The organism is Rahnella sp. BIGb0603, from assembly GCF_024808755.1.
In the GTDB taxonomy this organism is placed as follows: domain Bacteria; phylum Pseudomonadota; class Gammaproteobacteria; order Enterobacterales; family Enterobacteriaceae; genus Rahnella; species Rahnella contaminans.
Genome location: NZ_JANUEX010000004.1, coordinates 555,269 through 579,449 on the forward strand (window position 1 = coordinate 555,269; position 24,181 = coordinate 579,449).

Here is a 24,181-nt window from a genome sequence, read left to right on the forward strand (position 1 = left end):
ATAAATTAATTCATTTAACGAGGCTTCATCATGGACTATCGCGACCAACCTCTTGGCGCTCTGGCTGTTGCCATTCCGCGCGCAACCCGTCTTTTTCGTCAGTATGATTTAGATTTCTGCTGTGGTGGCAAACAAACGCTTCTGCGCGCCGTAACCAAAAAAGAGCTGGATATTGATGCGATCGAACAGCAACTTGCTGAAATTGCACAGCAACCGGACACTTCGACGGACTGGAAAACCGCGCCGCTGGCAGAGATCATCGATTTCATTATTCCGCGTTATCACGATCGTCACCGTCAGGAGTTGCCGGAACTGGTACTGATGGCGGAAAAAGTCGAACGCGTTCACGGTGACAAACTGCCCTGCCCGCACGGTCTGGCGATCCAGCTGCAACGAATCCTCGACGAACTGACCCAACATATGATGAAAGAAGAACAGATCCTGTTCCCGATGATCCGCAGCGGAATGGGACGTCAGGCCGCCGGTCCGATTTCAGTGATGGAACGTGAACATGATGATGCGGGAGATATTCTGGAAGAGATCAAACGACTGACCAATAACGTGACGCCGCCGGAAGGCGCCTGTGTCACCTGGCGTGCGCTGTATGCCGGGATTAACGAGTTTATTACCGACCTGATGGAACATATCCATCTGGAAAATAATCTGCTGTTCCCGCGGGCATTACGCGGCGAGTAATTTCGCTATCCGTAAGTGACACGCCCTAAAAGACAAAGATGAAAAAAGGGCGCAAATGCGCCCTTTTGGGTTCTGGTTTCCGCGCGGAATTACAGAATTTCTAACAGCTCAACTTCGAAGACCAGCGCGCTGTATGGAGGAATGGAAGCACCCGCACCACGTTCGCCGTAAGCCAGGTTATGAGGGATGTACAGTTCCCATTTAGAACCCACTGGCATCAGAGTCAGTGCCTCAATCCAGCCAGCAATCACGCCGTTAACCGGGAATTCAGCCGGCTCACCACGTTGTACGGAGCTGTCGAACACAGTGCCGTCGATCAGTTTACCGGTGTAATGAACACGTACGCGGTCCTGACGGCCCGGGATAGTGCCTTCACCCTGAGTGATAACAGAGAATTGCAGACCAGATTCGGTGCTGCTCACGCCTGCGCGCTGTGCATTTGCAGCCAGGAATTCCTGGCCCTGAACAGCCAGGGCTTCCTGACGTTCACGACGAACAGCATCAGCACGTTCGTGGACTTCACGCAGTGCGCGGTGAACCACATCAACAGGAACGGCTGGCGTATTCCCTTCCAGCGCGTCACGTAAGCCTGCCAGCAGTGCGTCAGGCTCTAAGCCTTGCAAACCTGATTCCTGCAACTGTTGACCGACCTGCAGGCCGATGCCGTAACTTGCCTGCGCTTCTACGCTGTCAAATGAAGGGGTAGTCATGAATTTTCCTTAGCTCTTAAAAATGTCGAACGCGCAGCATAGCAGCGCAACGCTTTTGGGTAAAATTCTCTGTGAGGCAACTTGACGCCTGACGCAGTTCCTTCCACTTTTCGATAAATTTTTCGTATTTGCCGCTATTTAACACATCGTTTGAGTGATATTTATGCTTTGCCCCTTTCCGCATCAAGCAGTTAAACGGCTATACTAGGCAGCAACAGGCAGTCGAAATTGTGACAGTGAAAAAGAGAGGTTGTCATGGGCAGAATCCCGCCCAGGAGAAGGAAAGCCGTCCGTATTTATCAACCCATGTTGAGATCCTGGATTGCCATTATGAAAAGGCCGATGCAAGACACGACAGCGCAAACTGAAAACGAAGAGGAAGAAAACGTCGGGCAAACCGGTCGCGCTTCTTCTGCGGTGACGAAAAGCAAAACGCTGCTCAGCAAAATCTGGCATATGAGCGACGATTTCCACTGGATGTCGCCCCTGCCTTATGCGCACCGCCGTGGCATGATTATCAGTGTACTGGTGATCCTTCTGGCACTGCTCTGGCCTTATACGCCGGAAAATACCTACGCGCCTTCACAACCGCAGCAGCCGACCAGCATTCCGATGCAGGCCGATTTGCGTAACGATCAGGGCCGGACCACGCAAATGGCTGAACCGGACCCGGTACAGCCGCAGGTGAACGACAGCACCGGCACCTGGCGCAATTATCAGGTTCAGTCAGGGCAGACGCTGGCTCAGCTGTTCCGCGATAATAATATGGCCGTGAATGATGTGTTCGCGATGGCGCGGGTTGAAGGTGCTGACAAGCCGCTGAGCACGCTCAAAACGGGTCAGCAGGTGAAGATTCAGCGTGATGCGCAGGGCGTGGTAACCGCATTACAGGTGACGACGGATCAGAATGTGACGGTGACGTTTACGCGCCAGCCGGACGGCAGTTTCCAGCGTGGCGGTTAAGCATTGAGCTTTTTATGCAGTTTTTCCAGTAGAAACTCGCGCAGCACGACGGCCTGATTATGGTGTACGTCTTTGCTGCCAAACAGCAGGGTCAGCGAATGGCCTTGCTGCACTATCTCCAGTAATCCCTTCCAGTGCTCACTGACTTCTAGCTGCTGACGATAACGTGCGGTGAACGCATCCCACTGATCGGTGTGATGATGAAACCACTGACGTAGCTCAGTTTTCGGTGCTACCTCTTTGAGCCAGACGACGCCCTGCAATCTTTCTTTGCTGATACCACGCGGCCATAATCGATCCGTCAGATAGCAATGTTGTTGTGCCGGACCGTGGAAATCGTAAACGCGCTGAAGAGTAATGTCTGCCATCGAATTGCTCCATGAATGCCTTTTCAGACTAGCGTATTTTGCCGGACGCAGAAAAGCAAAACGCCGGCACAAGGCCGGCGTTTTACAGGTTAACTGCAGCGTATTACGCTTCAGCAACCACAACTACGTTCAGTTTAGCGAATACGTCGCTGTGTACCTGGAACTCAACTTCGTGTTCACCAGTGGTACGCAGAACGCCATTCGGCAAACGAACTTCGCTTTTAGCAACTTCAACACCAGCAGCAGTTACTGCATCAGCGATATCGCGAGTACCGATAGAGCCGAACAGTTTGCCTTCGTCGCCTGATTTAGACGCGATGGTTACTGAACCCAGTTCGTTGATTTTAGTTGCGCGAGCTTCAGCAGCGTTCAGAACGTCAGCCAGTTTGGCTTCCAGTTCTGCACGACGTGCTTCGAAGAACTCAACGTTTTTCTTGGTAGCAGGAACAGCTTTGCCCTGTGGTACCAGGAAGTTACGAGCGTAGCCCGCTTTAACGTTAACTTGATCACCCAGGCTGCCCAGGTTTGCTACTTTATCAAGCAGAATAACTTGCATTACCTTATCCTCTCAGAGTCGTTAATTGACAGTTGCCGATTACTGATGACGATCAGTGTATGGCAACAGAGAAAGGTAGCGTGCGCGCTTGATGCAACGAGCGAGCTGACGCTGGTATTTTGCACGAGTACCGGTAATACGGCTCGGGACAATTTTACCGCTTTCGGTAATGTAGTTTTTCAGCGTAGCGATGTCTTTGTAATCAATCTCTACAACGCCTTCCGCGGTGAAACGGCAGAACTTGCGACGACGGAAATAACGTGCCATTAGGCTAGTCTCCAGAATCTATCAAATCAATCTGCTCGGCATGTAACACCACTTTATTCAGTCCATTGCGCCCTTGATGGCAACTAATGAATCCGGAAACAGTGAGTTGCGTGCCGACCGTTATGCTGTGAGTTAATGCTTGTGACGCTTGTCCGCTGACAACGATGGGCATTCTGCACCATGCTTGTCGGCTAAATCCGGCTTCCTGCTGCTGCGAGCGGTGCTCAAGCACAAACTGGCAGTGAGGAATGCCCGAAGGACTGACTTTACGAATGGGGGTCTTGCACACAGTGCCTGACAACACCAGACGATTCGCCGTCACGGCAATTACTCTTCAGAATCCCCAGCTTCAGCATCATCGTTAGCTTCAGCAAAGTCTTCACGGCGATCACGACGCTCGTCTTTTGCTTTAACCATTGGAGATGCTTCAGTTACCGCGTGTTTAGTACGCATAACCATGCTACGGATAACGGCGTCGTTGAAGCGGAAGTTAGTTTCCAGCTCATCGATCGCTTCCTGCGGAGCTTCAACGTTCAGCAGAACGTAGTGAGCTTTGTGCAGTTTGTTGATCGGGTAAGCCAGTTGACGGCGGCCCCAGTCTTCCAGACGGTGAATCTGACCAGCAGCGTTAGTGATTACTGCACTGTAACGCTCGATCATGCCCGGAACCTGTTCGCTTTGGTCAGGGTGAACCATAAAAACGATTTCGTAATGACGCATCGAATTGCTCCTTACGGATTATTCAGCCTCCTGTCAGGGTCAACCGCGGCCCATGGAAGCAAGGAACGTGTTTGTGTGCGGTCGAAAAAATGACGCGCAATTATATGTACAGCCTGTGGGAAACTCAAGGATAAAGGCAGATTAATTTCTCTACAGCTTTGCGGCGAAGAATGCCGTACTTTTCGCCAGCGCATTCACCGACACTTTATGCTTCGCATCCGCTTCTGAAATAAACGTCAGGTTTGCATCCGCGCTATTCTCTGCGAGTTCCTGCCGCAGGCGCTGACTTTCGCCGAACGGGACGACATCATCCTGTTCACCATGCCAGACAAACAACGGCTTACCGGCAATTAAAGCCGCTTTCCCGCTGAAATCAAGGCTGAGTAACGGTGCAAATTCACGTTCAAACGCGTCGCGTTGCGCGGTGTCTTGCGTGTCGTAAGCCGGAAAAAGATGGTGCGATAATTTTGAAAAATAACCGGAACCCATCAAATTAGCCGCCACTTTTACCCACGGGAATTTTACCAGCGCGGCCATCGTCGTCATTCCGCCCATCGACACGCCGCCGACGCCCAATCTTTCAGAATCAGCCAGACCTTTGCCGACGAAGTGATCTTTCAGGACCGGTAACTCTTCGACGTTGCCCTGTAAAATGCCCCAAAAATTCGCCAGCAGCCGGGCTTCATCCCCGTCCGCGCGTGCTCCATGCAGGCGGGCGTCGGGTAAAATAACGCGAAAACCGGCCTTCGCCAGCGTGTAACCAAAATAGGAGTAAATTTCTTTCGAAGAGGTAAAACCGTGATAGAAAAATATCGTCGGGAGCTGCTGCTGATATTGCCCGGCAGGAACGGCGTGAACAACCTGGATCCCGTCAATATTTTCTTCATACATCTCAACCATCGGATACTCCCTTTACGCTTTCTGGCAAATGAATTTGGCTTCGGTCTGGTTTTCATTTTACCGGCCTGCGGCCAGCCGACCACAACCTTTTTCGTATGATTTATAACCATTTACTGAAGTGAAAGTAAAATCAGCTCTTTTCATAAAATGAAAATTCACACATCGAGAATGATTTCATTGATTCAGATCAATTTTTTATGAAATAACCGGTTACATTTGAACGTTAATCCTTTCCCGTTTGCCGCCGTTAGTGCGCTATCAGAAGCAAACGGAAAAACACCATGAAAACGGCATCAAAACGCTCATTTCGCCGCTGGAGCATAGGCGCAAAACTGGCCAGTATCGCTTCGCTGCTGGTCGGCACCCTGTTTATTATTTTCACTTTGTCACTGACACACTCTGCGGGCAGACAGGTTAATGCACTGGCCGTTAACGCCATTTCAGAACAGGTGACCGGCGTCGTTGACATGATTGACATGTATAACGCCAGCCTGAATGCCGAAGTGGACAGCTACACGCGCCTGTTCAGCCATTTTCTGCCAGAGAATTTCGAGCTGGATACCGCCAGCCCGGTGATGATCGGCAGTGAGTCTGCCCCTGTCATTAAAGCAGGCGGCAATCCCCTGAATCTTGATACGCGTATCCCCGATGATTTTCTGGCACGCACCGGCGCGATCTCTACGGTTTTCGCCCGCCGTGGCGATGATTTTATCCGCGTGACCACTTCGCTGAAAAAGCAGGACGGCAACCGCGCCATCGGCACTTTGCTCGACAATACCAGCCCCGCTTACGCACAAATTATGGCAGGACAACCTTTTAGCGGTCTGGCGACGCTATTCGGCAAAAAATACATCACCAAATATCAGCCGGTTCGCGACGCGCAAGGCAGCGTGATTGGCATCCTGTTTGTCGGGGTAGATATCACCAAAGAATATGCAAACATGCGGGAAAAAATTCTTTCCAAACGCATTGGTGACCATGGGTATTTCTTTGTGCTCAATAGCGCGCCCGGTAAAGATCTCGGTAAATATCTGGTGCATTCCACTGATGAAGGCAAAACACCGGCCTGGCCTGAAGGCGAACTGCAACAGGTGATGGCGCAGCCAAAAGGCCAGCGCGAGTACACAGACACTGCCAGCCAGCACCAGCAATTCATGGTGTATGCCAGTGTTCCGGCATGGCACTGGGTCGTGGTCGGCAGCACGGATAAAGACAGCCTGATGGAGCAGGTGAACAGCACCCGTAATCACTTCCTGCTGATAAGCCTGCTGGCGCTGGCGTGCTTTGCCGCATTTTTCATCTGGCTGACGCGCAAACTGGTCAGCCGCCCGCTCAGTGACGTGGTCCATATCGCCCAGCAATATGCCAGCGGCGATCTGCGCGCCCGGGCACAAACGCAGCGTGTGGACGAAATCGGCGCGCTGATGCACGCCATCGACGGCATCGGTCATGGTCTGGAGAAGATTGTCGGCGAGGTACGGCAGGTTTCGTCTGAAATCATGCTCAACACGCAGGGGCTGGCGCACGACAGCCAGCAGATTAATCAGCAGATCGGCACGCAGGCCAGCAGTCTGGAAGAAACGTCCGCCAGCATGGAGCAAATTACCGCCACCGTGCAGAACACCGCAGACAACGCCTCACAGGCAACACAACTGGTGCAACAAACCGATAAAGCCGCCACGGTCGGCGCGGATGCGGTGAATCAGTCCGTCGAAAGCATGGAAGCCATCAGACATGCCTCAACGCGCATTGCGGATATCACCACGGTGATTGAAGGCATCGCCTTCCAGACCAATATTCTGGCGCTGAACGCCGCTGTAGAAGCCGCCAGAGCGGGTGAGCATGGTCGTGGTTTCGCCGTTGTCGCCTCGGAAGTGCGGGCACTGGCACAGCGCAGTTCGAATGCGGTGAAAGAAATCGAAATGCTGGTGGCCGATTCCCTGAGTAAAGTGGAAGATGGCCATCAGAGCGCGGCAAAAACACAGGCGAATATGAGCAATATCTTGCAAGGGATCCGCCAGGTGAAAGTGCTGATGAGCGATATCGATGTGGCTTCGCACGAGCAGTCTTCCGGCATTTCGCAGGTGAACATTGCCATCATGCAGATTGGTAAAGCGACGCAGGAAAATGCCACGCTGGTGGAAAATTCACAGCAAACCGCGGCGGCGCTCAGCGAACAAGGGCGTCATCTCTCACAACTGGTGAGCGTCTTTAAAATTTCCGAACGGTAAGACGTGAAATGCGCGGCAATAAACGCCGCGCAGACTCGCCAGCAGACCGGTGAAAGGGCTACACTTCAGGCATCGCCCTTTTACCGGATATCACAATGAAATCCCTCCGAATCTCCGCTGCGCTGCTGTTACTGGTTGCGCTGAGCGGTTGCAGTAATCTGATGCAAACCACGCCGGTTGCGCCGCCTGCCATAACAGCTAAAGCGCAGGAAATTACCCGTGCGCAGACCTCCACTCTCACCAAAATTGGCAGCATCACCGTCGATGTGATTGGCAGCCCGATGGATGCAGAAGCAGAAGTTCAGCGCCGCGCCGATGCGGCGGGGGCGCATTATTACGTCATCATGTTTAACAGCGAAACCATTATTCCCGGCCGCTGGTATTCGCAGGCCACACTCTACCGCTGATTATTCAGCGCCGATCGCGCGGTTGAGCAATAGCTGGCACAAACGTTCCGGCAACAGCGTTTCACCGCGCGGATCGAGCACCATTCTGCACCAGGCGTCTGCCACCGGTGGCGAAGCAAATTCCAGCATCTGAGTTGCTGTCATCAGGTTAAACAACTGACTTGTCAGCCAGCGGCCATGCGCTTCTTCCGATGAGCGCAGGCGCTGTAAAAACTGGCGGGATGCCCGGTCAAATATGCGGTTTTGGCCGCGCACCTGATACAAGACCTGTTGCAGCATTTCTCCGCTGGCGGGTAGTTTTTTGAGCGTGCGCAGAACATCCAGGCACATCACATTCCCCGACCCTTCCCAGATGCTGTTGACCGGCATTTCACGGTACAAACGCGGTAACTCGCTGTCTTCGCAATAACCCAGACCGCCCAGCGCTTCCATCGCCTCAGCAACAAAAGGCATCCCCTGACGGCATACTTCAAACTTAGCGGCGGGTGTCAGCAACCGGCACAGTAAGATTTCCGCAGGAGTATCCTGTGCGCCGGACGCCGCCGCCAGTCGCATCAGCACCATCGTCTGACCTTCCAGCATCAGCGCCATGCGGCTCAGCGTCTGGCGCATCAGCGGTTGTTCGATGAGAGGCTTTCCAAAAACCTGCCGCTGGAAGGCGTGATACAGCGCAACCGACAACGCCCGGCGCATCATGGCGTGGCTGCCCAGCGCGCAGTCAAAGCGCGTATGGCCGCCCATTTTCAGGATATGTCGGATGCCTTCGCCCTCTTCGCCCAGCAGCCAGCCGGTGGCATTCTGAAACTCCACTTCGCTGCTGGCGTTCGACCGGTTGCCCAGTTTGTCTTTCAGGCGCTCAATGCGGACCGCATTGCGGGTTCCATCGGGCAGAATTCGGGGCAGGAAGAAGCAGGACAGCCCGCCGTCAGTCTGCGCCAGTACCAGATGCGCATCACTTTGCGGTACGGAGAAAAACCATTTATGACCGACCAGATGATAAGGCTTTCCGCTGCCACGCCCTTCCAGCGCTGTCGCCCGTGTGGTGTTACTGAGCACATCGGATCCGCCCTGCTTTTCCGTCATGCCCATGCCGATCAGCACGCCTTTCTTCTGGTCGCCGGATTGCAGATGCGGATCATAGCGATCGGATAACAGGGGTTTAAGCCAGCCGCTGAATTCCGCTGGCAGCGTTTTTTGCAGTAAAGGGATCGCCCCAAAGGTCATGGTCACCGGGCATAACGTTCCCGCTTCAACCTGGCCGTGAAGAATAAAGCGCGCTGCACGGGCGACCGCCGAGCCGATGCGTGCATCCTCCTGCCACGGCAAATTATGCACGCGGTTGGCAATCAGCCCCTGCATCAGCAAGTGCCAGGCCGGATGAAAACGCACATCGTCGAGGCGTTCACCGCAAGGATCATAACGTAAAAGTTCTGGCGGATGAGTATTCGCCAGCCTTCCGAGCTCCAGCGATTCGGCAGAACCTAACTGTTGCCCGAGCGACGCCAGTACATCAGCATCCCAGCCAGCCTGCTGACGGGAAACCGCCTCGCGAAGCGGAGTGTCGGAAAGGAATAAATTGCTGTTACTCAGTGGTTTGGGCTGATTAAAAACCCGGTGTGTTTCCCAGTTCATCGCCTGCTCCCTGTTCAAAGGACATGGCGTAAGTATGGTAAAAATCGGGGAATTAACAGGCGGGCAGATCACAAAGGCAGAAATGCAAACGGGAGCCCTGAGGCTCCCGTTTCATCAGCAACAAAGAAAGCAGTAATCAGCTTTTCTTCAGGCCACGCTGACGTACCGCTTCGAACAGACAAACACCGGTTGCAACTGAAACGTTCAGCGAAGACACGCTGCCCGCCATCGGGATGCTGATCAGTTCGTCGCAATGTTCGCGGGTCAGACGGCGCATACCCTCGCCCTCTGCGCCCATCACCAGCGCCATCGGGCCGGTCATTTTGCTCTGGAACAGGTCATGATCGGCTTCACCGGCAGTGCCGACGATCCAGACATTGTGTTCCTGCAATACACGCAACGTGCGCGCCAGATTGGTCACGTTGATCAGCGGCACGTTTTCAGCCGCGCCGCTGGCAACTTTTTTGGCGGTCGCATTCAGTTTGGCAGAACGGTCACGAGGCACGATCACCGCGTGAACACCGGCCGCATCCGCGGTACGCAGGCAAGCACCGAGGTTATGCGGGTCAGTGACGCCGTCCAGCACCAACAGGAACGGGCAATCGAGGCTTTCCAGCAATGCCGGCAAGTCATTTTCCTGATACTGACGGCCTTCGCGCACGCGCGCGATAATGCCCTGATGCACTGCGCCTTCGGATTTTTCATCCAGCCACTGGCGGCTCGCCACCTGGATCACGATCCCGCTGGCTTCCAGTTCGTCGATCAGCGGTTTCAGGCGTTTATCGTCGCGGCCTTTCAGAATAAAAACTTCCAGAAAGCGTTGCGGATCGTTGTCGAGTAAGGCTTTAACGGAATGGATACCGTAGATAATTTCGCTCATGATGCTCTTTAAAATAGACTTGCGGACAGCAAGCTGTCCGCAATTTAATAAGGTTACAGGCGATTCTACCATAGAAGAATCGCCGGAAAGGATTAGCTGTCAGTCGACTTTTTCTTCGCGCGCTTGGCTTTGGTGGCCGCCGCAATTTTTGCCGTTTTATCAGAAGGCTTTTTGGCTTTCTTCGGCTTGCCGTCTTTACCGACTGCGCCGACCGTTTTCTCTTTCTTCGGTTTGGCCGGTTTCGCGTCATCTTTACGGAAGGCGCTGTCCGGCTCAAAGTTCACGTTTTTCTTACCGGTACGACGACGCCCCGCATTGGCAGGCGCAGTGGAACGCATGGAACGCTCACCGCCTTTTTTGGCGCGGTCACGTGCGGTTTTGCCTTCACCACGCGCTTTACGGGTGCTGGAAACCAGTGCGAAATCGATTTTACGCTCGTCCATATGTACGGCTTCAACACGGATTTCAACAGTATCGCCCAGGCGGTAAACTGCGCCGGAAGATTCGCCGACCAGACGCTGACCGATGTTGTCGTAACGGTAATAATCGTTGTCGAGCGAGGACACATGCACCAGACCGTCGATGAACAAATCGTTAAGGCGCACGAAGAAACCGAAACCGGTCACGCTGGCGATAATGCCGGTGAAGACTTCGCCGACGTGATCCTGCATGAAGTCACATTTCAGCCAGTCAGCCACGTTACGCGTCGCTTCATCCGCACGGCGTTCTGCCATCGAACAATGCTCGCCGAGCTGCAACATATCTTCGTAATCGCTGTGCCATCCGCCGGTTGGCGTCCAGCGCTCTTTCAGCGTGCCGTGCTCTTTCGCCAGCAGGTATTTGATTGCACGGTGCAGGGCCAGATCCGGATAACGACGGATTGGTGACGTGAAGTGCCCGTAGGACTGCAACGCCAGACCAAAGTGACCACGGTTTTCCGGGTCATAAATCGCCTGTTTCATCGAACGCAGCAGCATAGTCTGCAACATTTCGCGGTCAGGACGATCCGCCAGTTCATCCATGATCTGCGCATAATCTTTCGGCTCAGGCTTCAGACCGCCGCCCATGACCAGACCCAGTTCACCCAGCACGCTTCGCAGCGCGGAAATATGATCATCGCTTGGACGGTCATGTACGCGGAACAGCGCAGGTTCGTTATGTTTTTCAACAAAACGTGCGGCAGCGATATTCGCCAGGATCATGCACTCTTCAATCAGCTTGTGTGCGTCGTTACGCACGGTCGGTTCGACACGTTCGATGCGGCGCTCGGCGTTAAAAATGAATTTGGCTTCTTCAGTTTCGAATGCGATACCACCACGTTCCGCACGTGCCTGATCCAGCACTTTGTACATGGTATGCAGTTCAAGCAGATGCTTAACCAGCGGGCTGTACTGCTCACGCAGCTCAGGATCGCCTTCAATGATGCGCCAGACTTTGTTGTACGTCAGACGTGCATGGGAGCTCATCACCGCTTCGTAGAATTTAGAGCTGGTCAGCTTGCCCTGCGAGGAGATCGTCATCTCACAGACCATACACAGTCGGTCTACCTGAGGGTTCAGGGAACACAGGCCGTTGGACAGCACTTCCGGCAGCATCGGGACAACCTGCGACGGGAAGTAGACTGAAGTGGCGCGGCTGCGTGCTTCGTCGTCCAGCGCCGTGCCGTGACGGACGTAATAACTCACGTCAGCGATAGCCACCCACAGGCGCCAGCCGCCACCGCGTTTTTTCTCGCAATACACGGCATCATCGAAGTCGCGCGCATCTTCACCATCAATGGTGACCAGCGGCAGGCTCCGTAAATCCACCCGCCCTTTTTTGGCCTCTTCCGGCACCTGCTCACTCAGGTCTTCGACCTGTTTCAGAACCTGTGGTGGCCAGACGTGCGGGATCTCGTGAGTACGCAGCGCGATATCCACCGCCATGCTGGTGCCCATTTTATCGCCGAGGACTTCAACGATTTTACCGACCGCTTTAGTGCGGCGCGTCGGACGTTGTGTCAGCTCGACCACCACCATATAACCCATGCGCGCGCCGTTAATGGCGTCGGCCGGGATCAGGATGTCAAAACTCAGACGACTGTCGTCAGGCACCACAAAACCGGCACCGGCGTCAGTAAAGTAACGGCCCACGATCTGGCTGGTTTTTGGCACCAGAACACGCACGATGCGAGCTTCACGGCGGCCTTTACGGTCAGTACCGACCGGTTGTGCCAGTACCACGTCGCCGTGGATACACATTTTCATTTGTTCAGCAGAAAGATAGACATCGTCTTTCTTCACACCTTCGAGACGCAGGAAACCGTAACCATCGCGATGGCCGATAACCGTCCCTTTCAGCAGGTCCAGACGCTCCGGCAGCGCATAGCACTGGCGGCGGGTGAAGACCAGCTGTCCGTCACGCTCCATCGCGCGCAGACGACGACGCAGCGCTTCGAGCGCTTCTTCTCCGGACAGATTCAGTTCATTACCGATCTCTTCCCGGCTGGCCGGGGTTTCACGTTTCGCGAGATGTTCCAGAATAAATTCACGGCTGGGAATAGGTGATTCGTATTTTTCTGCTTCTCGTTCCAGGAATGGATCTTGTGACATAGCGGTTCCTCCGTTGTCATCAGCAGTTTGTTGAAAGTCTTTCATTCAACAAGCAATAATTTGTAGAGCGTTGAGTTATCTTTGACCATATCGGCCAGAGTGTACTGATTCAGCTCATCAAGAAAATGTTCTACAGCAGTGTGCAGGACTTGTTTTAGCCGGCAAGCGGGCGTGATATGGCAAAAATCACTGTCACAGTTAACCAGTGAAAGCGGCTCGAGTTCGCGAACCACATCGCCAATGCGGATTGTTTCCGCGGGTTTCCCCAGTTTAATGCCCCCGTTTTTTCCACGGACAGCGGTGACCAGGCCCGCACGGCTCAACTGATTAATGATTTTCACCATGTGGTTGCGCGATACACCATAAACTTCGGTGACCTGCGAAATGTTGGTCATCTGATCGCCTGGCAGGGATGCCATATAAATCAACGCTCTCAGACCATAATCAGTAAAACTCGTTAACTGCACACATACCTCTGGGTAGTTGTTTACCCGGTCTTTCCACGTCAGCAATGACAACAGGGTGAAGATGATTGTTTATTATGACACTTTGATGATAAACCAGCCGCGAACTTTGCAGCTAATCATTTAGATAGTGGATGCTTCGCGGGAAGTAAACAAGCGTGGAAGGTCAGAAAAAAATAAACCGGGCAAATTTGCCCGGTTATGACGTTTTTACACAATCAGCTCAGGCTGTTATGCGTCAAACGGGTCGCGCAGGATCATGGTTTCGCTACGATCCGGACCAGTCGAAATGATATCAACCGGAACTTCAGTCAGCTCTTCGATACGCTTGATGTAGTTCAGCGCTGCCTGCGGCAGATTTTCGACTTCTTTCACGCCGAAGGTGGTTTCGGTCCAGCCTGGCATGATTTCGTAGATTGGCTCGATGCCTTCCCAGCCTTCTGCAGCCAGCGGGGTGGTGGTCATTTCGCGGCCATCAGGCATGCGGTAACCGACACACAGCTTCACTTCTTTCAGTCCATCCAGCACGTCCAGTTTGGTCAGACAGAAACCAGACAGGGAGTTGATCTGCACAGAACGACGTACGGCAACGATATCCAGCCAGCCGCAACGACGGCTACGACCGGTGGTCGCACCAAATTCGTTACCTTGCTTACGCAGGAATTCGCCGGTTTCGTCGAACAATTCAGTCGGGAACGGGCCTGCCCCCACGCGGGTGGAGTAGGCTTTGACGATACCCAGAACATAATCAACATAACGCGGACCAATGCCTGAACCGGTAGCAACGCCTCCAGCGGTGGTGTTGGAAGAAGTTACGTACGGATAAGTCCCGTGGTCGATGTCCAGAAGCGTACCTTGTGCGCCTTCGAACATGATCAGATCGCCACGCTTACGCGCGCCATCCAGCAGCTCAGACACGTCAACAACCATAGCCGTCAGGATGTCGGCGATAGCCATGACATCATCCAACGTTTTCTGGAAATCAACGGCTTCTACTTTGTAGTAGTTAACCAGCTGGAAGTTATGATAATCGATGATTTCTTTCAGCTTGATAGCGAAAGTTTCTTTGTTGAAGAGATCGCCAACGCGCAGACCGCGACGGGCAACTTTATCTTCATAAGCCGGGCCGATGCCGCGACCGGTCGTGCCGATAGCTTTATCGCCACGCGCTTTTTCGCGCGCCATGTCCAGTGCGACATGGTAAGGCAGGATCAGCGGGCAAGCTTCAGACAGTAACAGACGTTCGCGTACAGGGATGCCACGAGCTTCAAGTTCGCCCATTTCTTTCATTAAAGCGTCAGGTGCCAGAACAACACCGTTGCCGATGATGCTGATCACGTTCTCACGCAGAATGCCAGACGGAATTAAATGAAGAACGGTTTTTTCACCGTTGATAACCAGAGTGTGACCGGCGTTGTGACCGCCCTGATAGCGCACAACATATTTAGCCCGTTCAGTAAGCAGGTCTACGACCTTGCCTTTCCCTTCATCACCCCATTGTGTGCCGAGTACGACGACGTTCTTACCCATCTCAAGAATCACCAGGTTGCTTAAAAAAGGATTCTAACATCTCATTCTGTGCTTTCCAGTACTTTTAGCACACGTTTGCGGGAAAAATTTTAATTGCGTGCTACCGGTCTCAACAGGACGTGACACGCTGAACGTAACAAAACCTCAACCACCCAGACGACCACGCAACATGTAGTAAATTACGAAGCCTGCGACCACAAGACCCCCGCCAAAACGACGTAAAACGGAGTCCGGAAGATTCGCCAGAGTGAGGATCATTTTTCTCCACGATTTTGGATAAAGCATCGGTCCCAGGCCTTCCAGAACCAAAACTAAGGCCAGCGCCAGCCAGATTGTCGAATTCATGGTGAATGTGTCTCAGTGATTCCCTTCAACAGGAAAAGGAGTTTCAGAAATGACAAAAGGCCCGCGAAGGGCCTTTTGGAAATTGCATCAGCAATTATTTGTTTCTTAGCTGGTCAGGTGACTTCATGAAGCGGAAGAAGTCGCTGTCAGGGCTTAACACCATGACATCGTTCCCGCTCTTGAAGCTGGCCTCATAAGCACGCAGGCTACGGATGAATGCGTAGAAGTCCGGATCCTGGCTGAATGCATCAGCAAACAGTTTCGCCGCTTCAGCATCGCCTTCACCGCGGGTGATACGGGCAGTACGTTCTGCTTCAGCCACTGTACGGGTTCTTTCGTAATCCGCCGCTGCCTGAATCTTAGTCGCCTCTTCTTTACCCTGAGAAATATGGCGCAATGCCACCGCATTACGCTCTGCGCGCATACGGTCGAAAATCGCGCTGGACACTTCTTCCGGCAAGTTGATTTGTTTCAGACGAACGTCAACCACTTCAATACCCAGCGCCGCCATGCTGTTCGGGTTCACCGCAGGCTGTTTGCCTTTGGTTTCCTGCTCAACACGTTTCGCCGCAGACGCGATCGCATCATCAGCTTCGGTTGTCGCTTCCGGCTCATCACCTGCACTACCGGTGTTCAGCGCGTCACGCACATCCAGCGTCAGACGACCGCGGGAATCGGTCACGATGTCTTTCACATCCAGACGACCAATTTCAGAGCGCAAACGGTCACTAAATTTACGTTTCAGCAGAACTTCGGCCTGAGAGACGTCGCCGCCGCCCGTTGCCAGATAGTAACGGCTGAAATCGCTGATACGCCATTTCAGATAGGAATCGACGATCAGGTCTTTCTTCTCGCTGGTCACGAAACGGTCAGCCTGGTTGTCCATGGTCTGGATACGCGCGTCGAGCATTTTGATAGATTCCACAAACGGAACCTTGAAATGCAGACCCGGCGCATACACCAGAGGCTTGTTATCGCTGTCGCGCAGGACTTTGCCGAAACGCAGCACGATACCGCGCTGACCTTCCTGAACCACAAACAGTGAAGCATAAAGCGCCACCAGCACCACAACGACGATAAGTAAAAATGACTTACGCATTGTTATTCTCTCCCTACGCGAAGTGTATCGTCACGCTGTGCATTAGCACGGCGCTGGTCCATGACACTGCCAGACGAACGGGAACTGCTGTTATCGGCACTGCTTTTGCCATTACTGCTGGTCAAGCCCGGCACAGAAGGTAACAAACCTGCGTCATCATTTTTGCTGGTGTCGTTCGCTGCCGCGTTATTTCCGCGCAGCATCTGATCCAGTGGCAATACCATCAGGTTATTTCCTTTGTCACTCACCAGAACTTTACGGGTGTGACTGAGGACTTTTTCCATGGTTTCGATATAAAGACGCTCACGGGTAATTTCCGGTGCGGCTTTATATTCTGGTAACAGTTTGGAGAAACGGGCGACTTCACCCTGTGCTTCCAAAACGGTACGGTCTTTATACGCTTTCGCGTCTTCCAGCAAGCGCTGTGCTTCACCGTTTGCCAGAGGCTGGATCTGGTTCGCGTAAGCTTCTGCTTCACGAATAGACTGCTGCTCTCTTTCACGGGCGGCAATCGCGTTATCGAAGGAAGCTTTCACTTCTTCCGGCGGACGCGCGGTCTGGAAGTTGACGTCCTGAATAGTAATACCCATTTTGTACGGACGAATGGTTTCTTCCAGTACACGCTGAGTGTCGCTACGCACCGTGGTACGGCCTTCAGTCAGGATTTTATCCATCGTGTATTTGCCGATAACGCCACGCAATGCGCTGTCCGTTGCCTGGCTCAGGCTGTCGTCAGGGTTGGCAACGCTGAAAAGGTAAGCTTCAGGGTTTGTCACGCGATACTGCACGTTCATTTCGACGCGAACCACGTTCTCGTCAGAAGTCAGCATCACACCAGACGCGGCCAGTTCACGTACCGACTCGACGTTCACTGCGCGAACCTGATCGATGAAGGTCGGTTTCCAGTTCAGGCCCGGCTCAACCAGATGGCTGAACTTACCAAAACGGGTGACCACACCACGCTCAGCTTCTTTAATGGTATAGAAGCCCGTCGCCGCCCAAATCACAACCACCGCGGCAACCGCGATGCCCGCAATCCGGGTACCACTCATCCCGTGACCAGAACCGGTTGGCGCGCCATTGTTGTTATTGTTGTTGCCTGAACCTTTTCCACCGAATCCACCCAGCTTCTTGCTGAGTTTACGAAAGATATCGTCCAGGTCAGGAGGCCCCTGATTGCGGCCGCCTTTGTTGTCATTATTTCCACCAGAATTTCCACCAGAGTTGCCGCTATTATTGCTGCTGCCCCAGGGGTCGCGGTCCTGTCCGTTATTACCGGGCTGATTCCACGCCATGTTATAGCTCCATTATTCTATGATTGGTGTTCTTCAGGCTAAATCAGACAGGCTCTGGTTGCGGACATAGCTTTCCAGTTCCTGCTCTTGTTTGCAGAGGCGACGCCAGTCAACAATGGGCATTCGCACCATCAGACCGATACTGCCATCCTCTTCAATCCATTCTTTTTCAATGGCCTGAAGCTGGTAAAAACGGCTACGAAGGCGGCCAGCTTCCGGCGGCAGGCACAATTCATGCTGCGCAATTTCGCCAGATAACCGCTCCGTTAACGCCTGAAAGAGCAACGGAATACCTTCACCTGTCACGGCTGAGAGCCAGACCCTGACCGGCAAATTCTCCTCGTTGCGGTCGATACGCGGGGCAAAATCATCCAACATATCTATTTTGTTCATCACTAACAGCGCAGGAATTTCATCTGCTTCAATCTCTGCCAGCACCGTATTAACCGCGTCAATATTTTCCTGAACACGGATGTCCGCTGCATCAATCACATGTAATAACAGAGATGCCTGTCGGGTTTCCTGCAACGTTGCCTTAAAGGCGGCAACTAAATCATGGGGCAGGTGACGAATAAACCCTACGGTATCTGCCAACACTGTTTCCCCGACATCTGCCACCATAATGCGGCGCAGCGTAGGATCCAGCGTAGCAAACAACTGATTGGCCACGTAAACATCGGCCTGAGTGATACGGTTAAAGAGTGTAGATTTTCCGGCGTTGGTATACCCCACCAAAGACACCGTCGGAATATCCGCACGAACGCGCGAACGGCGACCCTGTTCACGCTGCTTAGCCACTTTTTCAAGACGGCTGAGAATTAAAGTAATCCGGTCCCGCAGTAAACGGCGGTCCGTTTCGAGCTGGGTTTCACCCGGGCCACGTGCACCAATGCCGCCGCCCTGACGCTCAAGGTGTGTCCAGCCGCGAACCAGTCGGGTAGCAATGTGGCGTAATTGCGCCAGTTCTACTTGTAACTTACCTTCGTGAGTTCGTGCCCGCTGGGCAAAAATATCTAAAATCAAACCGGTGCGGTCGACAACGCGACATTCGCATAAGGCTTCCAGGTTTCGTTCCTGGCCGGGGGACAAAGCGTGATCGAACAGGATGACAGAAGCGCCCGTTGCTTTGACGGCATCTGCGATTTCTTGGGCCTTTCCTTCACCGACAAAGTATTTAGGGTGCGGTGCCTTGCGGCTCCCGGTGACGACTTGCAACGCCTCTACACCTGCAGAAGAAACCAGCGATTCAAATTCGCTCAGGTCTTCCGTGTCTTTGTCTTGCGAGAAATAGATATGAACCAGTACGGCCTGCTCACCGGCTTCATAACGGTCAAACAAGCTTGCGACCTCTCATTTGGGAAAAATTCGCCAGCCGGGGGTGCATAAGCATAATCGGAATACTTATGAACCCCTTCGTGGTTGACCAACGTTGCGCTTTATTCAGCGTCATCGTTTTCCTGCTGCGGCTGTTGCGCAGACGGAGTACTACCTTGGTGATAATTGTTGGTGCTGCCCGAACCTGGATTATTGCTATGGTGTGACACCGGGCGGGAAGGCACTACGGTGGAGATAGCGTGTTTATACACCATCTGGCTTACCGTATTTTTTAACAGAATGACAAACTGGTCAAAAGACTCAATCTGGCCTTGCAGCTTAATACCATTCACCAAGTAAATAGAAACCGGAACACGTTCACGACGCAATGCGTTCAGGAACGGATCTTGCAAAGATTGCCCCTTAGCCATTCTATCTTTTCCTTATTAGTTTGTTGTTTGTAACTTTGAGCCTATCGGCTCGAAAATAAATCACATAAAAAATTTGCGCGCTGAGTACTCATCAATTGTACACAATCACCCAACCTATGCACTAACAACCTGAATTACACGGTTTAAGGCCTCTTCTGGCTTCTCAGAATCGAGCCATTCGACACCCTCCCAACCCCGCAACCAGGTCATCTGACGTTTGGCCAGTTGTCGTGTCGCGCAAACACCACGATAAACCATTTCATCGTAATCGAATTCACCAGACAAATATGACCACATCTGGCGATAGCCTACACAGCGAATAGAAGGCAAATCGGTATGCAAATCGCCCCGAGCTATCAGCGTTCTGACTTCGTCTTCAAAACCATTGGACAACATCTGACTAAAACGTTCCTCGATCCGCGCATGTAATGTTTCACGGCGGGTCGGGGCAATCGCAAACTGATGAACGCGATAGGGTAACGTTTCACCCGAAATTTTAGTCAGTTCCGTTAAAGTTTTACCCGAAATATAAAAAACTTCCAGTGCTCTGGACAGTCTCTGCGGATCATTCGGATGAATTCGCATAGCCGCGACGGAATCAATTTCGCTCAGCTGGCTATGAAGTGCTTCCCAACCCAGCTCTGCGGCCTGTTTTTCAATGCGTTCGCGCACAGCCGGATCGGCGGGCGGCAACGGTGAAAGTCCTTCGAGCAATGCCTTGAAATAAAGCATAGTCCCACCCACCAATAACGGGATCTTATTGCGCGAGGTTATTTCTGCCATTTCGCGTAAAGCATCCGCACGAAAGTCAGCCGCAGAATATGCGCGGGTCGGGTCGAGAATATCAATCAGACGATGTGGTGCTTGCGCCAGTTCTTCCGCCGTCGGTTTCGCGGTGCCGATATCCATGCCACGGTAGATCAGTGCGGAATCCACACTGATTAACTCAACGGGCAGATGTTTCATCAGCGACATCGCCAGTGCGGTTTTACCGGATGCGGTCGGCCCCATAATAAAGATCGCCGGGGGAGCGGTGTGTTTTTCAGAATCAGTCATGCTTAAAAGCCGCCAGCGCGGACTGTAAATCAAGAGGTTGCAGAAGTCCGGAGGGAGGCGCTTTAACCAAATGTGGGCAAAGCCGCTCAACGTCCGTGAGTAATTGTATGGCTTGTGAAACTGACCAGACCTCGTGTTCGCAGCCACAGTGGCGGGCAAACCACATAGCTACCGCATCAGAAGTCACCTCCTGCTGAACAGCAAGGTAACCTAACAGATCAGGTATCAACTTTTGTAAATTTTGTTGGCGTAATGGTAAAGGTACCGCGCGAACCGTCACACGCTGTGACTCGCTGAGCATTTCTAAACCAAAATGCTGTAATAGCGTCTGATATCTCGCCAGCGCGGCGATTTCTTCTTTACTCAACGTCAGCTTTAGCGGGATCAGCAAAGGCTGCGGGCGAAGCCCTTCTTCCGGCGGTGTCAGTTGTGCCCACTTCAGCCAACGATCGGCCACCGGCAACGATAAAAGCACCAGCTGCTTTCCGCGTTCCAGCAACGCATATTCCGCCGAACAGACCGTCAGTACGCGCCCGAAACTCTGGCTGTGCGCTTCAAGTGCCGGTTCAGCCAGTGTACGAGCGGCGGATGGCGCAGGCTTAGCGGGTTGTGCCACGACCGGAACCGGTTCCTGCAAAGAGAAATCCCCGGCGGCAGGCTGCAAAAGCTGCTGATAGGGCTTTGCTTCATTGCGGTTGTATGCCGGTTCAGAACTCCGGAATGTCGGTTCGCGCGGCGCGCTGCTTCGGGCAGTTTCAGGAAAAACATTTTCCCGTTGGGTCTGAGCCGGCTTTTTATCTGCGGGCTGTGAGAAATGATTTCCCCCTGCCGCCTGCCGGTTTTCCGGCTGCCAGCGCGGTGCTTCTGCCTGCAACTGCGGTTCTTCAAGCAACGGATTGCCTGCCTGTTGTAAAACAGACATGACAGCCTGATAGATGAAATCATGCACCAGCCGCGACTGATGGAAACGCACTTCATGCTTGGCCGGATGCACATTCACATCCACCTGATGCGGATCGACATCCAGGTACAACACATACGCAGGCTGCTGATCGTCTTTTAACTGATCCTGATACGCCTGGCGGATCGCATGATTAATCAGACGATCTTTCATCATACGGTTATTCACGTAGCAATATTGCATGTCAGTCAGGCTGCGCGAACCCGCGGGGTCAGCAACCCAGCCGCGGATCGCCAGATCGCCGTGGCTCCATTCAACTTCCAGCGCATGTTCAACGAACGTCGGGCTGCAAATACTGGCCAGGCGGCGGGAAGACTGCGACGGATCTTTCACGGCGCGGTACTGCCGGATCAGTTTGCCGTTGTGGCTGAGATTGACGGAAACGTCAAAGCGCGCCAGCGCAATGCGACGGACGACTTCATCGATATGGGTAAATTCGGTCTTTTCGGTGCGCATAAATTTGCGCCGGGCTGGCGTGTTGTAAAACAGATCCAGCACTTCAACGGTAGAACCCTGCGGATGCGCGGCCGGTTTGACGGTTACCGCCATGTCGCGGCCTTCGGCGTACGCCTGCCAGGCTTCCTGTTGTTCTGCGGTGCGTGAAGTCAGGATCAGGCGTGATACCGAGCTGATACTGGCCAGCGCTTCGCCGCGAAAACCGAGGCTGAGAATGGCCTCCAGATCGTCGAGGCAGGTGATTTTGCTGGTGGCGTGACGCGCCAGCGCAAGAGCCAGATCGTCTTTACCAATCCCGCAGCCGTTATCACGAATACGGATGAGTTTGGCGCCGCCACGATCGATATCAATATCAATGCGCGTCGCACCAGCATCCAGACTGTTTTCCACCAGTTCTTTCACCACGGAAGCCGGTCTTTCGACAACTTCACCGGCCGCTATCTGATTAGCAAGCTGCGGCGGCAATACCTTGATCGGCATATCGGCTCCTGTGGCTGGCGGCTATAAACCGCCGTTATGACTGTGGAATCGTTAAGGTTTGGCCGAGCTGCACCTCACCAGACTTCATGTGATTCGCCGTTTTGATGTCATTCATGCTGACACCGTATTTGCTCGCTATCGCAGAAAGCGTGTCGCCGCGTTTCACCGTATGTTTTGCCGGTTTCTTCGTTGCTTTGGTCGTCGTAGCAGAAGCGCGCGATGACGATGCTGTAGAAGTGCGGGTGCCAGCTGGCACTTTCAATCTCTGGCCGACCCAGACGCCATCTTTTTTCAATTTATTCAGGTCACGCAGCGCCGCGTTGGTCGTTCCGTAGCTACTGGCAATGCCGGTCAGCGTCTCACCACGGGTGACTTTGTGGATTTGCGTTGCCCCGCCGGAAGCCGCAGTGGCTTCAATCGGGCCGGGCTGACTGACGGAAGAACTGGCTGATGTATCGCTTCCCGCTGCGCTATCACTTGCCGCCGATGCTGATGCCAGCAGCGGACGGTTTTCGACCTTTGGGCCGTTTTGTATCGGATGCGACTGGAAATAATTACGCAGGCCAATGTGAATGGCTCGTGCAATTTTATCCTGGTACGCGCTGCTGCCCAGCAGCCGCTCCTCGGTTGAGTTACTGATAAAGCCGGTTTCTACCAGCAGAGACGGGATATCCGGAGAACGGAGTACGCCTAAACTGGCGTGTTCCGGTTTGGCTTTGTGTAGCGAGCCGACCGAGCGAAGTTCCCGTAAAACGCGGGTCGCCACGTCATAACCCACGCGCTGGGAATGGCCGAACTGTAAATCCAGAACCGCCTGGCTCAGATAAGGGTCAGACGCGGTATTCGCCAGTACATCGCCTGCACCGCCGAGTAATTCTGATTGTTTCTCGTGTTGTTCCAGCCAGTTACCCATTTCGCTGTTCGCGCGACGGTTAGACAGAACCCACACCGACGCCCCGCGCGCACTGCGGCTTGGCGCCGCATCGGCGTGAATGGAGACCAGGACGTTGGCGTTTTTCTTACGCGCCACGTCAGAACGCCCCATAACGGAAATGAAATAGTCGCCGTCGCGGGTCAGCACCGGTTTGAACATCGGGTCGGCGCTGAGCAATGTCTGAAGCTTGCGGGCAATAGCGATAGTGACATTTTTTTCTTTCAGGCCGCCGCCGCCAATAGCGCCCGGATCCTGCCCGCCGTGACCGGCGTCGATCGCGACAATAATTTTACTGTCGCTGGTGGAAACAGTGGAAGAACGTGAGTTGTCCGGCGCGACGGTGGTAGCGATAACTTTCGTCTGATCATTGGTAAATGGATTCGATTTTTGCGAGGCGTCTGGCGTGACGGTAGCATTCGGCGACGGCGTATTGGTGACCGTGGAAACCGGCGCATTGCGGCGCGGTGCGGCCGATGCATTCATGGTCAGCACAACGGTGTACTGGCTGCCGTCTTTTTGTTTCGTCGCGTTGGTTCTGACTTTCTGATTCAGTTCAAAAACCAGACGCTGACTTTGCGCATTCGGCGGCGTACTCGCACGCACGCGGGTCACCAGATTCTGGCCGTTAAATGTCAGCGGCAACCCTTTCATCACGCCATCCTGACGGATATCCATGACAACGCGTTCGGGGTTATGCAGCGGAAAAAAAGAATAATCCGGCGAGCCGTCAAAGGTAATCGTCACCGTCGACTGCATTGCGCCATTGGAAACATTGATGTTTTTCATACCAGCCGCCAGTGCGGCGGACGGAATCAAAACAACAAAAAGCAGCAGCGTCGACAAAAGTATTGCCGCTGAATGGAAAAGAGAGGTGAAGCGTAAGTTCATCGCGCGG

Annotated in this window: 24 protein-coding genes; 4 read left to right on the top strand and 20 right to left on the bottom strand. The window is 53.4% G+C overall.

Translation table 11 applies throughout. The annotated features are described in order from the left end of the window. Window positions 1-30 precede the first annotated feature (30 nt). Window positions 31-696, top strand: a complete 666-nt coding sequence (ytfE, locus tag M2403_RS13855) for an iron-sulfur cluster repair protein YtfE (protein ID WP_152325314.1) — start codon at window positions 31-33, stop codon at window positions 694-696. Window positions 697-785: 89 nt separating this feature from the next. Here the strand turns inward: ytfE and fklB are convergent, their stop codons facing one another. Next, window positions 786-1,406 (bottom strand): FKBP-type peptidyl-prolyl cis-trans isomerase, encoded by a 621-nt coding sequence (gene fklB / locus M2403_RS13860; RefSeq protein WP_259229561.1) that lies wholly within the window; start codon window positions 1,404-1,406, stop codon window positions 786-788. 255 nt (window positions 1,407-1,661) lie between these two features. On the opposite strand from fklB, the gene M2403_RS13865 reads away from it, so the two are divergent. After that, window positions 1,662-2,369, top strand: a complete 708-nt coding sequence (locus M2403_RS13865) for an OapA family protein (RefSeq protein WP_152325315.1) — start codon at window positions 1,662-1,664, stop codon at window positions 2,367-2,369. Here the strand turns inward: M2403_RS13865 and M2403_RS13870 are convergent. From M2403_RS13870 to yjfP, 6 genes are all read right to left on the bottom strand, one after another. After that, the gene (locus M2403_RS13870; protein ID WP_152325316.1) at window positions 2,366-2,737 is read right to left on the bottom strand and encodes a DUF488 domain-containing protein; all 372 of its coding nucleotides are present in this window, start codon (window positions 2,735-2,737) and stop codon (window positions 2,366-2,368) included. The genes M2403_RS13865 and M2403_RS13870 overlap by 4 nt on opposite strands. Window positions 2,738-2,840: 103 nt before the next feature. Further along, window positions 2,841-3,293, bottom strand: a complete 453-nt coding sequence (gene rplI / locus M2403_RS13875) for a 50S ribosomal protein L9 (RefSeq protein ID WP_013573778.1) — start codon at window positions 3,291-3,293, stop codon at window positions 2,841-2,843. 39 nt (window positions 3,294-3,332) lie between these two features. Next, on the bottom strand, window positions 3,333-3,560 hold the full coding sequence (gene rpsR / locus M2403_RS13880; RefSeq protein ID WP_002210155.1) for a 30S ribosomal protein S18: 228 nt from the start codon (window positions 3,558-3,560) through the stop codon (window positions 3,333-3,335). A 4-nt stretch (window positions 3,561-3,564) separates the two neighbouring features. After that, window positions 3,565-3,882, bottom strand: a complete 318-nt coding sequence (gene priB, locus M2403_RS13885; protein ID WP_152325318.1) for a primosomal replication protein N — start codon at window positions 3,880-3,882, stop codon at window positions 3,565-3,567. A gap of 5 nt (window positions 3,883-3,887) precedes the next feature. Further along, a complete protein-coding gene (gene rpsF, locus M2403_RS13890; RefSeq protein ID WP_013573776.1) occupies window positions 3,888-4,280 on the bottom strand; it encodes a 30S ribosomal protein S6 in 393 nt (130 codons plus the stop codon). Between the two features lie 150 nt (window positions 4,281-4,430). Continuing rightward, window positions 4,431-5,180, bottom strand: a complete 750-nt coding sequence (gene yjfP / locus M2403_RS13895; RefSeq protein WP_217153821.1) for an esterase — start codon at window positions 5,178-5,180, stop codon at window positions 4,431-4,433. A gap of 281 nt (window positions 5,181-5,461) precedes the next feature. Here yjfP and M2403_RS13900 point away from each other — a divergent pair, with 281 nt between their 5' ends. Then, window positions 5,462-7,411, top strand: coding sequence for a methyl-accepting chemotaxis protein (locus tag M2403_RS13900; protein ID WP_259229563.1), 1,950 nt, complete (start codon window positions 5,462-5,464; stop codon window positions 7,409-7,411). A 95-nt stretch (window positions 7,412-7,506) separates the two neighbouring features. Continuing rightward, a complete protein-coding gene (bsmA, locus tag M2403_RS13905) occupies window positions 7,507-7,818 on the top strand; it encodes a biofilm peroxide resistance protein BsmA (protein ID WP_152325321.1) in 312 nt (103 codons plus the stop codon). Here the strand turns inward: bsmA and M2403_RS13910 are convergent, their stop codons facing one another. The 13 genes from M2403_RS13910 to amiB form a co-directional block, all read right to left on the bottom strand. Beyond that, window positions 7,819-9,450 (bottom strand): isovaleryl-CoA dehydrogenase, encoded by a 1,632-nt coding sequence (locus tag M2403_RS13910; protein ID WP_152325322.1) that lies wholly within the window; start codon window positions 9,448-9,450, stop codon window positions 7,819-7,821. 136 nt (window positions 9,451-9,586) lie between these two features. Continuing rightward, on the bottom strand, window positions 9,587-10,330 hold the full coding sequence (rlmB, locus tag M2403_RS13915; RefSeq protein ID WP_014411562.1) for a 23S rRNA (guanosine(2251)-2'-O)-methyltransferase RlmB: 744 nt from the start codon (window positions 10,328-10,330) through the stop codon (window positions 9,587-9,589). A 92-nt stretch (window positions 10,331-10,422) separates the two neighbouring features. Then, window positions 10,423-12,921, bottom strand: coding sequence for a ribonuclease R (gene rnr / locus M2403_RS13920; protein ID WP_259229585.1), 2,499 nt, complete (start codon window positions 12,919-12,921; stop codon window positions 10,423-10,425). 41 nt (window positions 12,922-12,962) lie between these two features. Beyond that, the gene (gene nsrR, locus M2403_RS13925) at window positions 12,963-13,388 is read right to left on the bottom strand and encodes a nitric oxide-sensing transcriptional repressor NsrR (protein WP_165058831.1); all 426 of its coding nucleotides are present in this window, start codon (window positions 13,386-13,388) and stop codon (window positions 12,963-12,965) included. A gap of 228 nt (window positions 13,389-13,616) precedes the next feature. After that, complete coding sequence (locus M2403_RS13930) at window positions 13,617-14,915, bottom strand: adenylosuccinate synthase (protein WP_152325325.1); 1,299 nt, start codon at window positions 14,913-14,915, stop codon at window positions 13,617-13,619. 144 nt (window positions 14,916-15,059) lie between these two features. Then, a complete protein-coding gene (locus M2403_RS13935) occupies window positions 15,060-15,260 on the bottom strand; it encodes a DUF2065 domain-containing protein (RefSeq protein ID WP_101078281.1) in 201 nt (66 codons plus the stop codon). Window positions 15,261-15,354: 94 nt separating this feature from the next. Beyond that, on the bottom strand, window positions 15,355-16,359 hold the full coding sequence (hflC, locus tag M2403_RS13940) for a protease modulator HflC (protein ID WP_152325326.1): 1,005 nt from the start codon (window positions 16,357-16,359) through the stop codon (window positions 15,355-15,357). A gap of 2 nt (window positions 16,360-16,361) precedes the next feature. Next, entirely contained in the window at window positions 16,362-17,654 is a 1,293-nt protein-coding gene (gene hflK, locus M2403_RS13945; protein WP_152325327.1) for an FtsH protease activity modulator HflK, read from the bottom strand. A 33-nt stretch (window positions 17,655-17,687) separates the two neighbouring features. Continuing rightward, complete coding sequence (gene hflX, locus M2403_RS13950) at window positions 17,688-18,992, bottom strand: ribosome rescue GTPase HflX (protein WP_259229592.1); 1,305 nt, start codon at window positions 18,990-18,992, stop codon at window positions 17,688-17,690. A gap of 98 nt (window positions 18,993-19,090) precedes the next feature. Further along, the gene (hfq, locus tag M2403_RS13955) at window positions 19,091-19,399 is read right to left on the bottom strand and encodes an RNA chaperone Hfq (RefSeq protein WP_013573763.1); all 309 of its coding nucleotides are present in this window, start codon (window positions 19,397-19,399) and stop codon (window positions 19,091-19,093) included. A gap of 114 nt (window positions 19,400-19,513) precedes the next feature. Further along, the gene (gene miaA / locus M2403_RS13960) at window positions 19,514-20,455 is read right to left on the bottom strand and encodes a tRNA (adenosine(37)-N6)-dimethylallyltransferase MiaA (protein WP_165058827.1); all 942 of its coding nucleotides are present in this window, start codon (window positions 20,453-20,455) and stop codon (window positions 19,514-19,516) included. Further along, a complete protein-coding gene (gene mutL, locus M2403_RS13965) occupies window positions 20,448-22,352 on the bottom strand; it encodes a DNA mismatch repair endonuclease MutL (RefSeq protein WP_259229593.1) in 1,905 nt (634 codons plus the stop codon). Before mutL ends, miaA begins: the two co-directional genes overlap by 8 nt. A 34-nt stretch (window positions 22,353-22,386) precedes the next feature. After that, window positions 22,387-24,174, bottom strand: coding sequence for an N-acetylmuramoyl-L-alanine amidase AmiB (amiB, locus tag M2403_RS13970; RefSeq protein WP_259229594.1), 1,788 nt, complete (start codon window positions 24,172-24,174; stop codon window positions 22,387-22,389). Window positions 24,175-24,181: the final 7 nt, after the last annotated feature.

What these genes read in the sequence shown, in the direction of transcription:
- ytfE (WP_152325314.1), top strand. Translation starts at nt 31, where the DNA reads ATGGACTATCGCGACCAACCTCTTGGCGCTCTGGCTGTTGCCATTCCG.
- fklB (WP_259229561.1), bottom strand. Translation starts at nt 1,406, where the DNA reads ATGACTACCCCTTCATTTGACAGCGTAGAAGCGCAGGCAAGTTACGGC.
- M2403_RS13865 (WP_152325315.1), top strand. Translation starts at nt 1,662, where the DNA reads ATGGGCAGAATCCCGCCCAGGAGAAGGAAAGCCGTCCGTATTTATCAA.
- M2403_RS13870 (WP_152325316.1), bottom strand. Translation starts at nt 2,737, where the DNA reads ATGGCAGACATTACTCTTCAGCGCGTTTACGATTTCCACGGTCCGGCA.
- rplI (WP_013573778.1), bottom strand. Translation starts at nt 3,293, where the DNA reads ATGCAAGTTATTCTGCTTGATAAAGTAGCAAACCTGGGCAGCCTGGGT.
- rpsR (WP_002210155.1), bottom strand. Translation starts at nt 3,560, where the DNA reads ATGGCACGTTATTTCCGTCGTCGCAAGTTCTGCCGTTTCACCGCGGAA.
- rpsF (WP_013573776.1), bottom strand. Translation starts at nt 4,280, where the DNA reads ATGCGTCATTACGAAATCGTTTTTATGGTTCACCCTGACCAAAGCGAA.
- yjfP (WP_217153821.1), bottom strand. Translation starts at nt 5,180, where the DNA reads ATGGTTGAGATGTATGAAGAAAATATTGACGGGATCCAGGTTGTTCAC.
- M2403_RS13900 (WP_259229563.1), top strand. Translation starts at nt 5,462, where the DNA reads ATGAAAACGGCATCAAAACGCTCATTTCGCCGCTGGAGCATAGGCGCA.
- bsmA (WP_152325321.1), top strand. Translation starts at nt 7,507, where the DNA reads ATGAAATCCCTCCGAATCTCCGCTGCGCTGCTGTTACTGGTTGCGCTG.
- M2403_RS13910 (WP_152325322.1), bottom strand. Translation starts at nt 9,450, where the DNA reads ATGAACTGGGAAACACACCGGGTTTTTAATCAGCCCAAACCACTGAGT.
- rlmB (WP_014411562.1), bottom strand. Translation starts at nt 10,330, where the DNA reads ATGAGCGAAATTATCTACGGTATCCATTCCGTTAAAGCCTTACTCGAC.
- rnr (WP_259229585.1), bottom strand. Translation starts at nt 12,921, where the DNA reads ATGTCACAAGATCCATTCCTGGAACGAGAAGCAGAAAAATACGAATCA.
- M2403_RS13930 (WP_152325325.1), bottom strand. Translation starts at nt 14,915, where the DNA reads ATGGGTAAGAACGTCGTCGTACTCGGCACACAATGGGGTGATGAAGGG.
- M2403_RS13935 (WP_101078281.1), bottom strand. Translation starts at nt 15,260, where the DNA reads ATGAATTCGACAATCTGGCTGGCGCTGGCCTTAGTTTTGGTTCTGGAA.
- hflC (WP_152325326.1), bottom strand. Translation starts at nt 16,359, where the DNA reads ATGCGTAAGTCATTTTTACTTATCGTCGTTGTGGTGCTGGTGGCGCTT.
- hflK (WP_152325327.1), bottom strand. Translation starts at nt 17,654, where the DNA reads ATGGCGTGGAATCAGCCCGGTAATAACGGACAGGACCGCGACCCCTGG.
- hfq (WP_013573763.1), bottom strand. Translation starts at nt 19,399, where the DNA reads ATGGCTAAGGGGCAATCTTTGCAAGATCCGTTCCTGAACGCATTGCGT.
- miaA (WP_165058827.1), bottom strand. Translation starts at nt 20,455, where the DNA reads ATGACTGATTCTGAAAAACACACCGCTCCCCCGGCGATCTTTATTATG.
- mutL (WP_259229593.1), bottom strand. Translation starts at nt 22,352, where the DNA reads ATGCCGATCAAGGTATTGCCGCCGCAGCTTGCTAATCAGATAGCGGCC.
- amiB (WP_259229594.1), bottom strand. Translation starts at nt 24,174, where the DNA reads ATGAACTTACGCTTCACCTCTCTTTTCCATTCAGCGGCAATACTTTTG.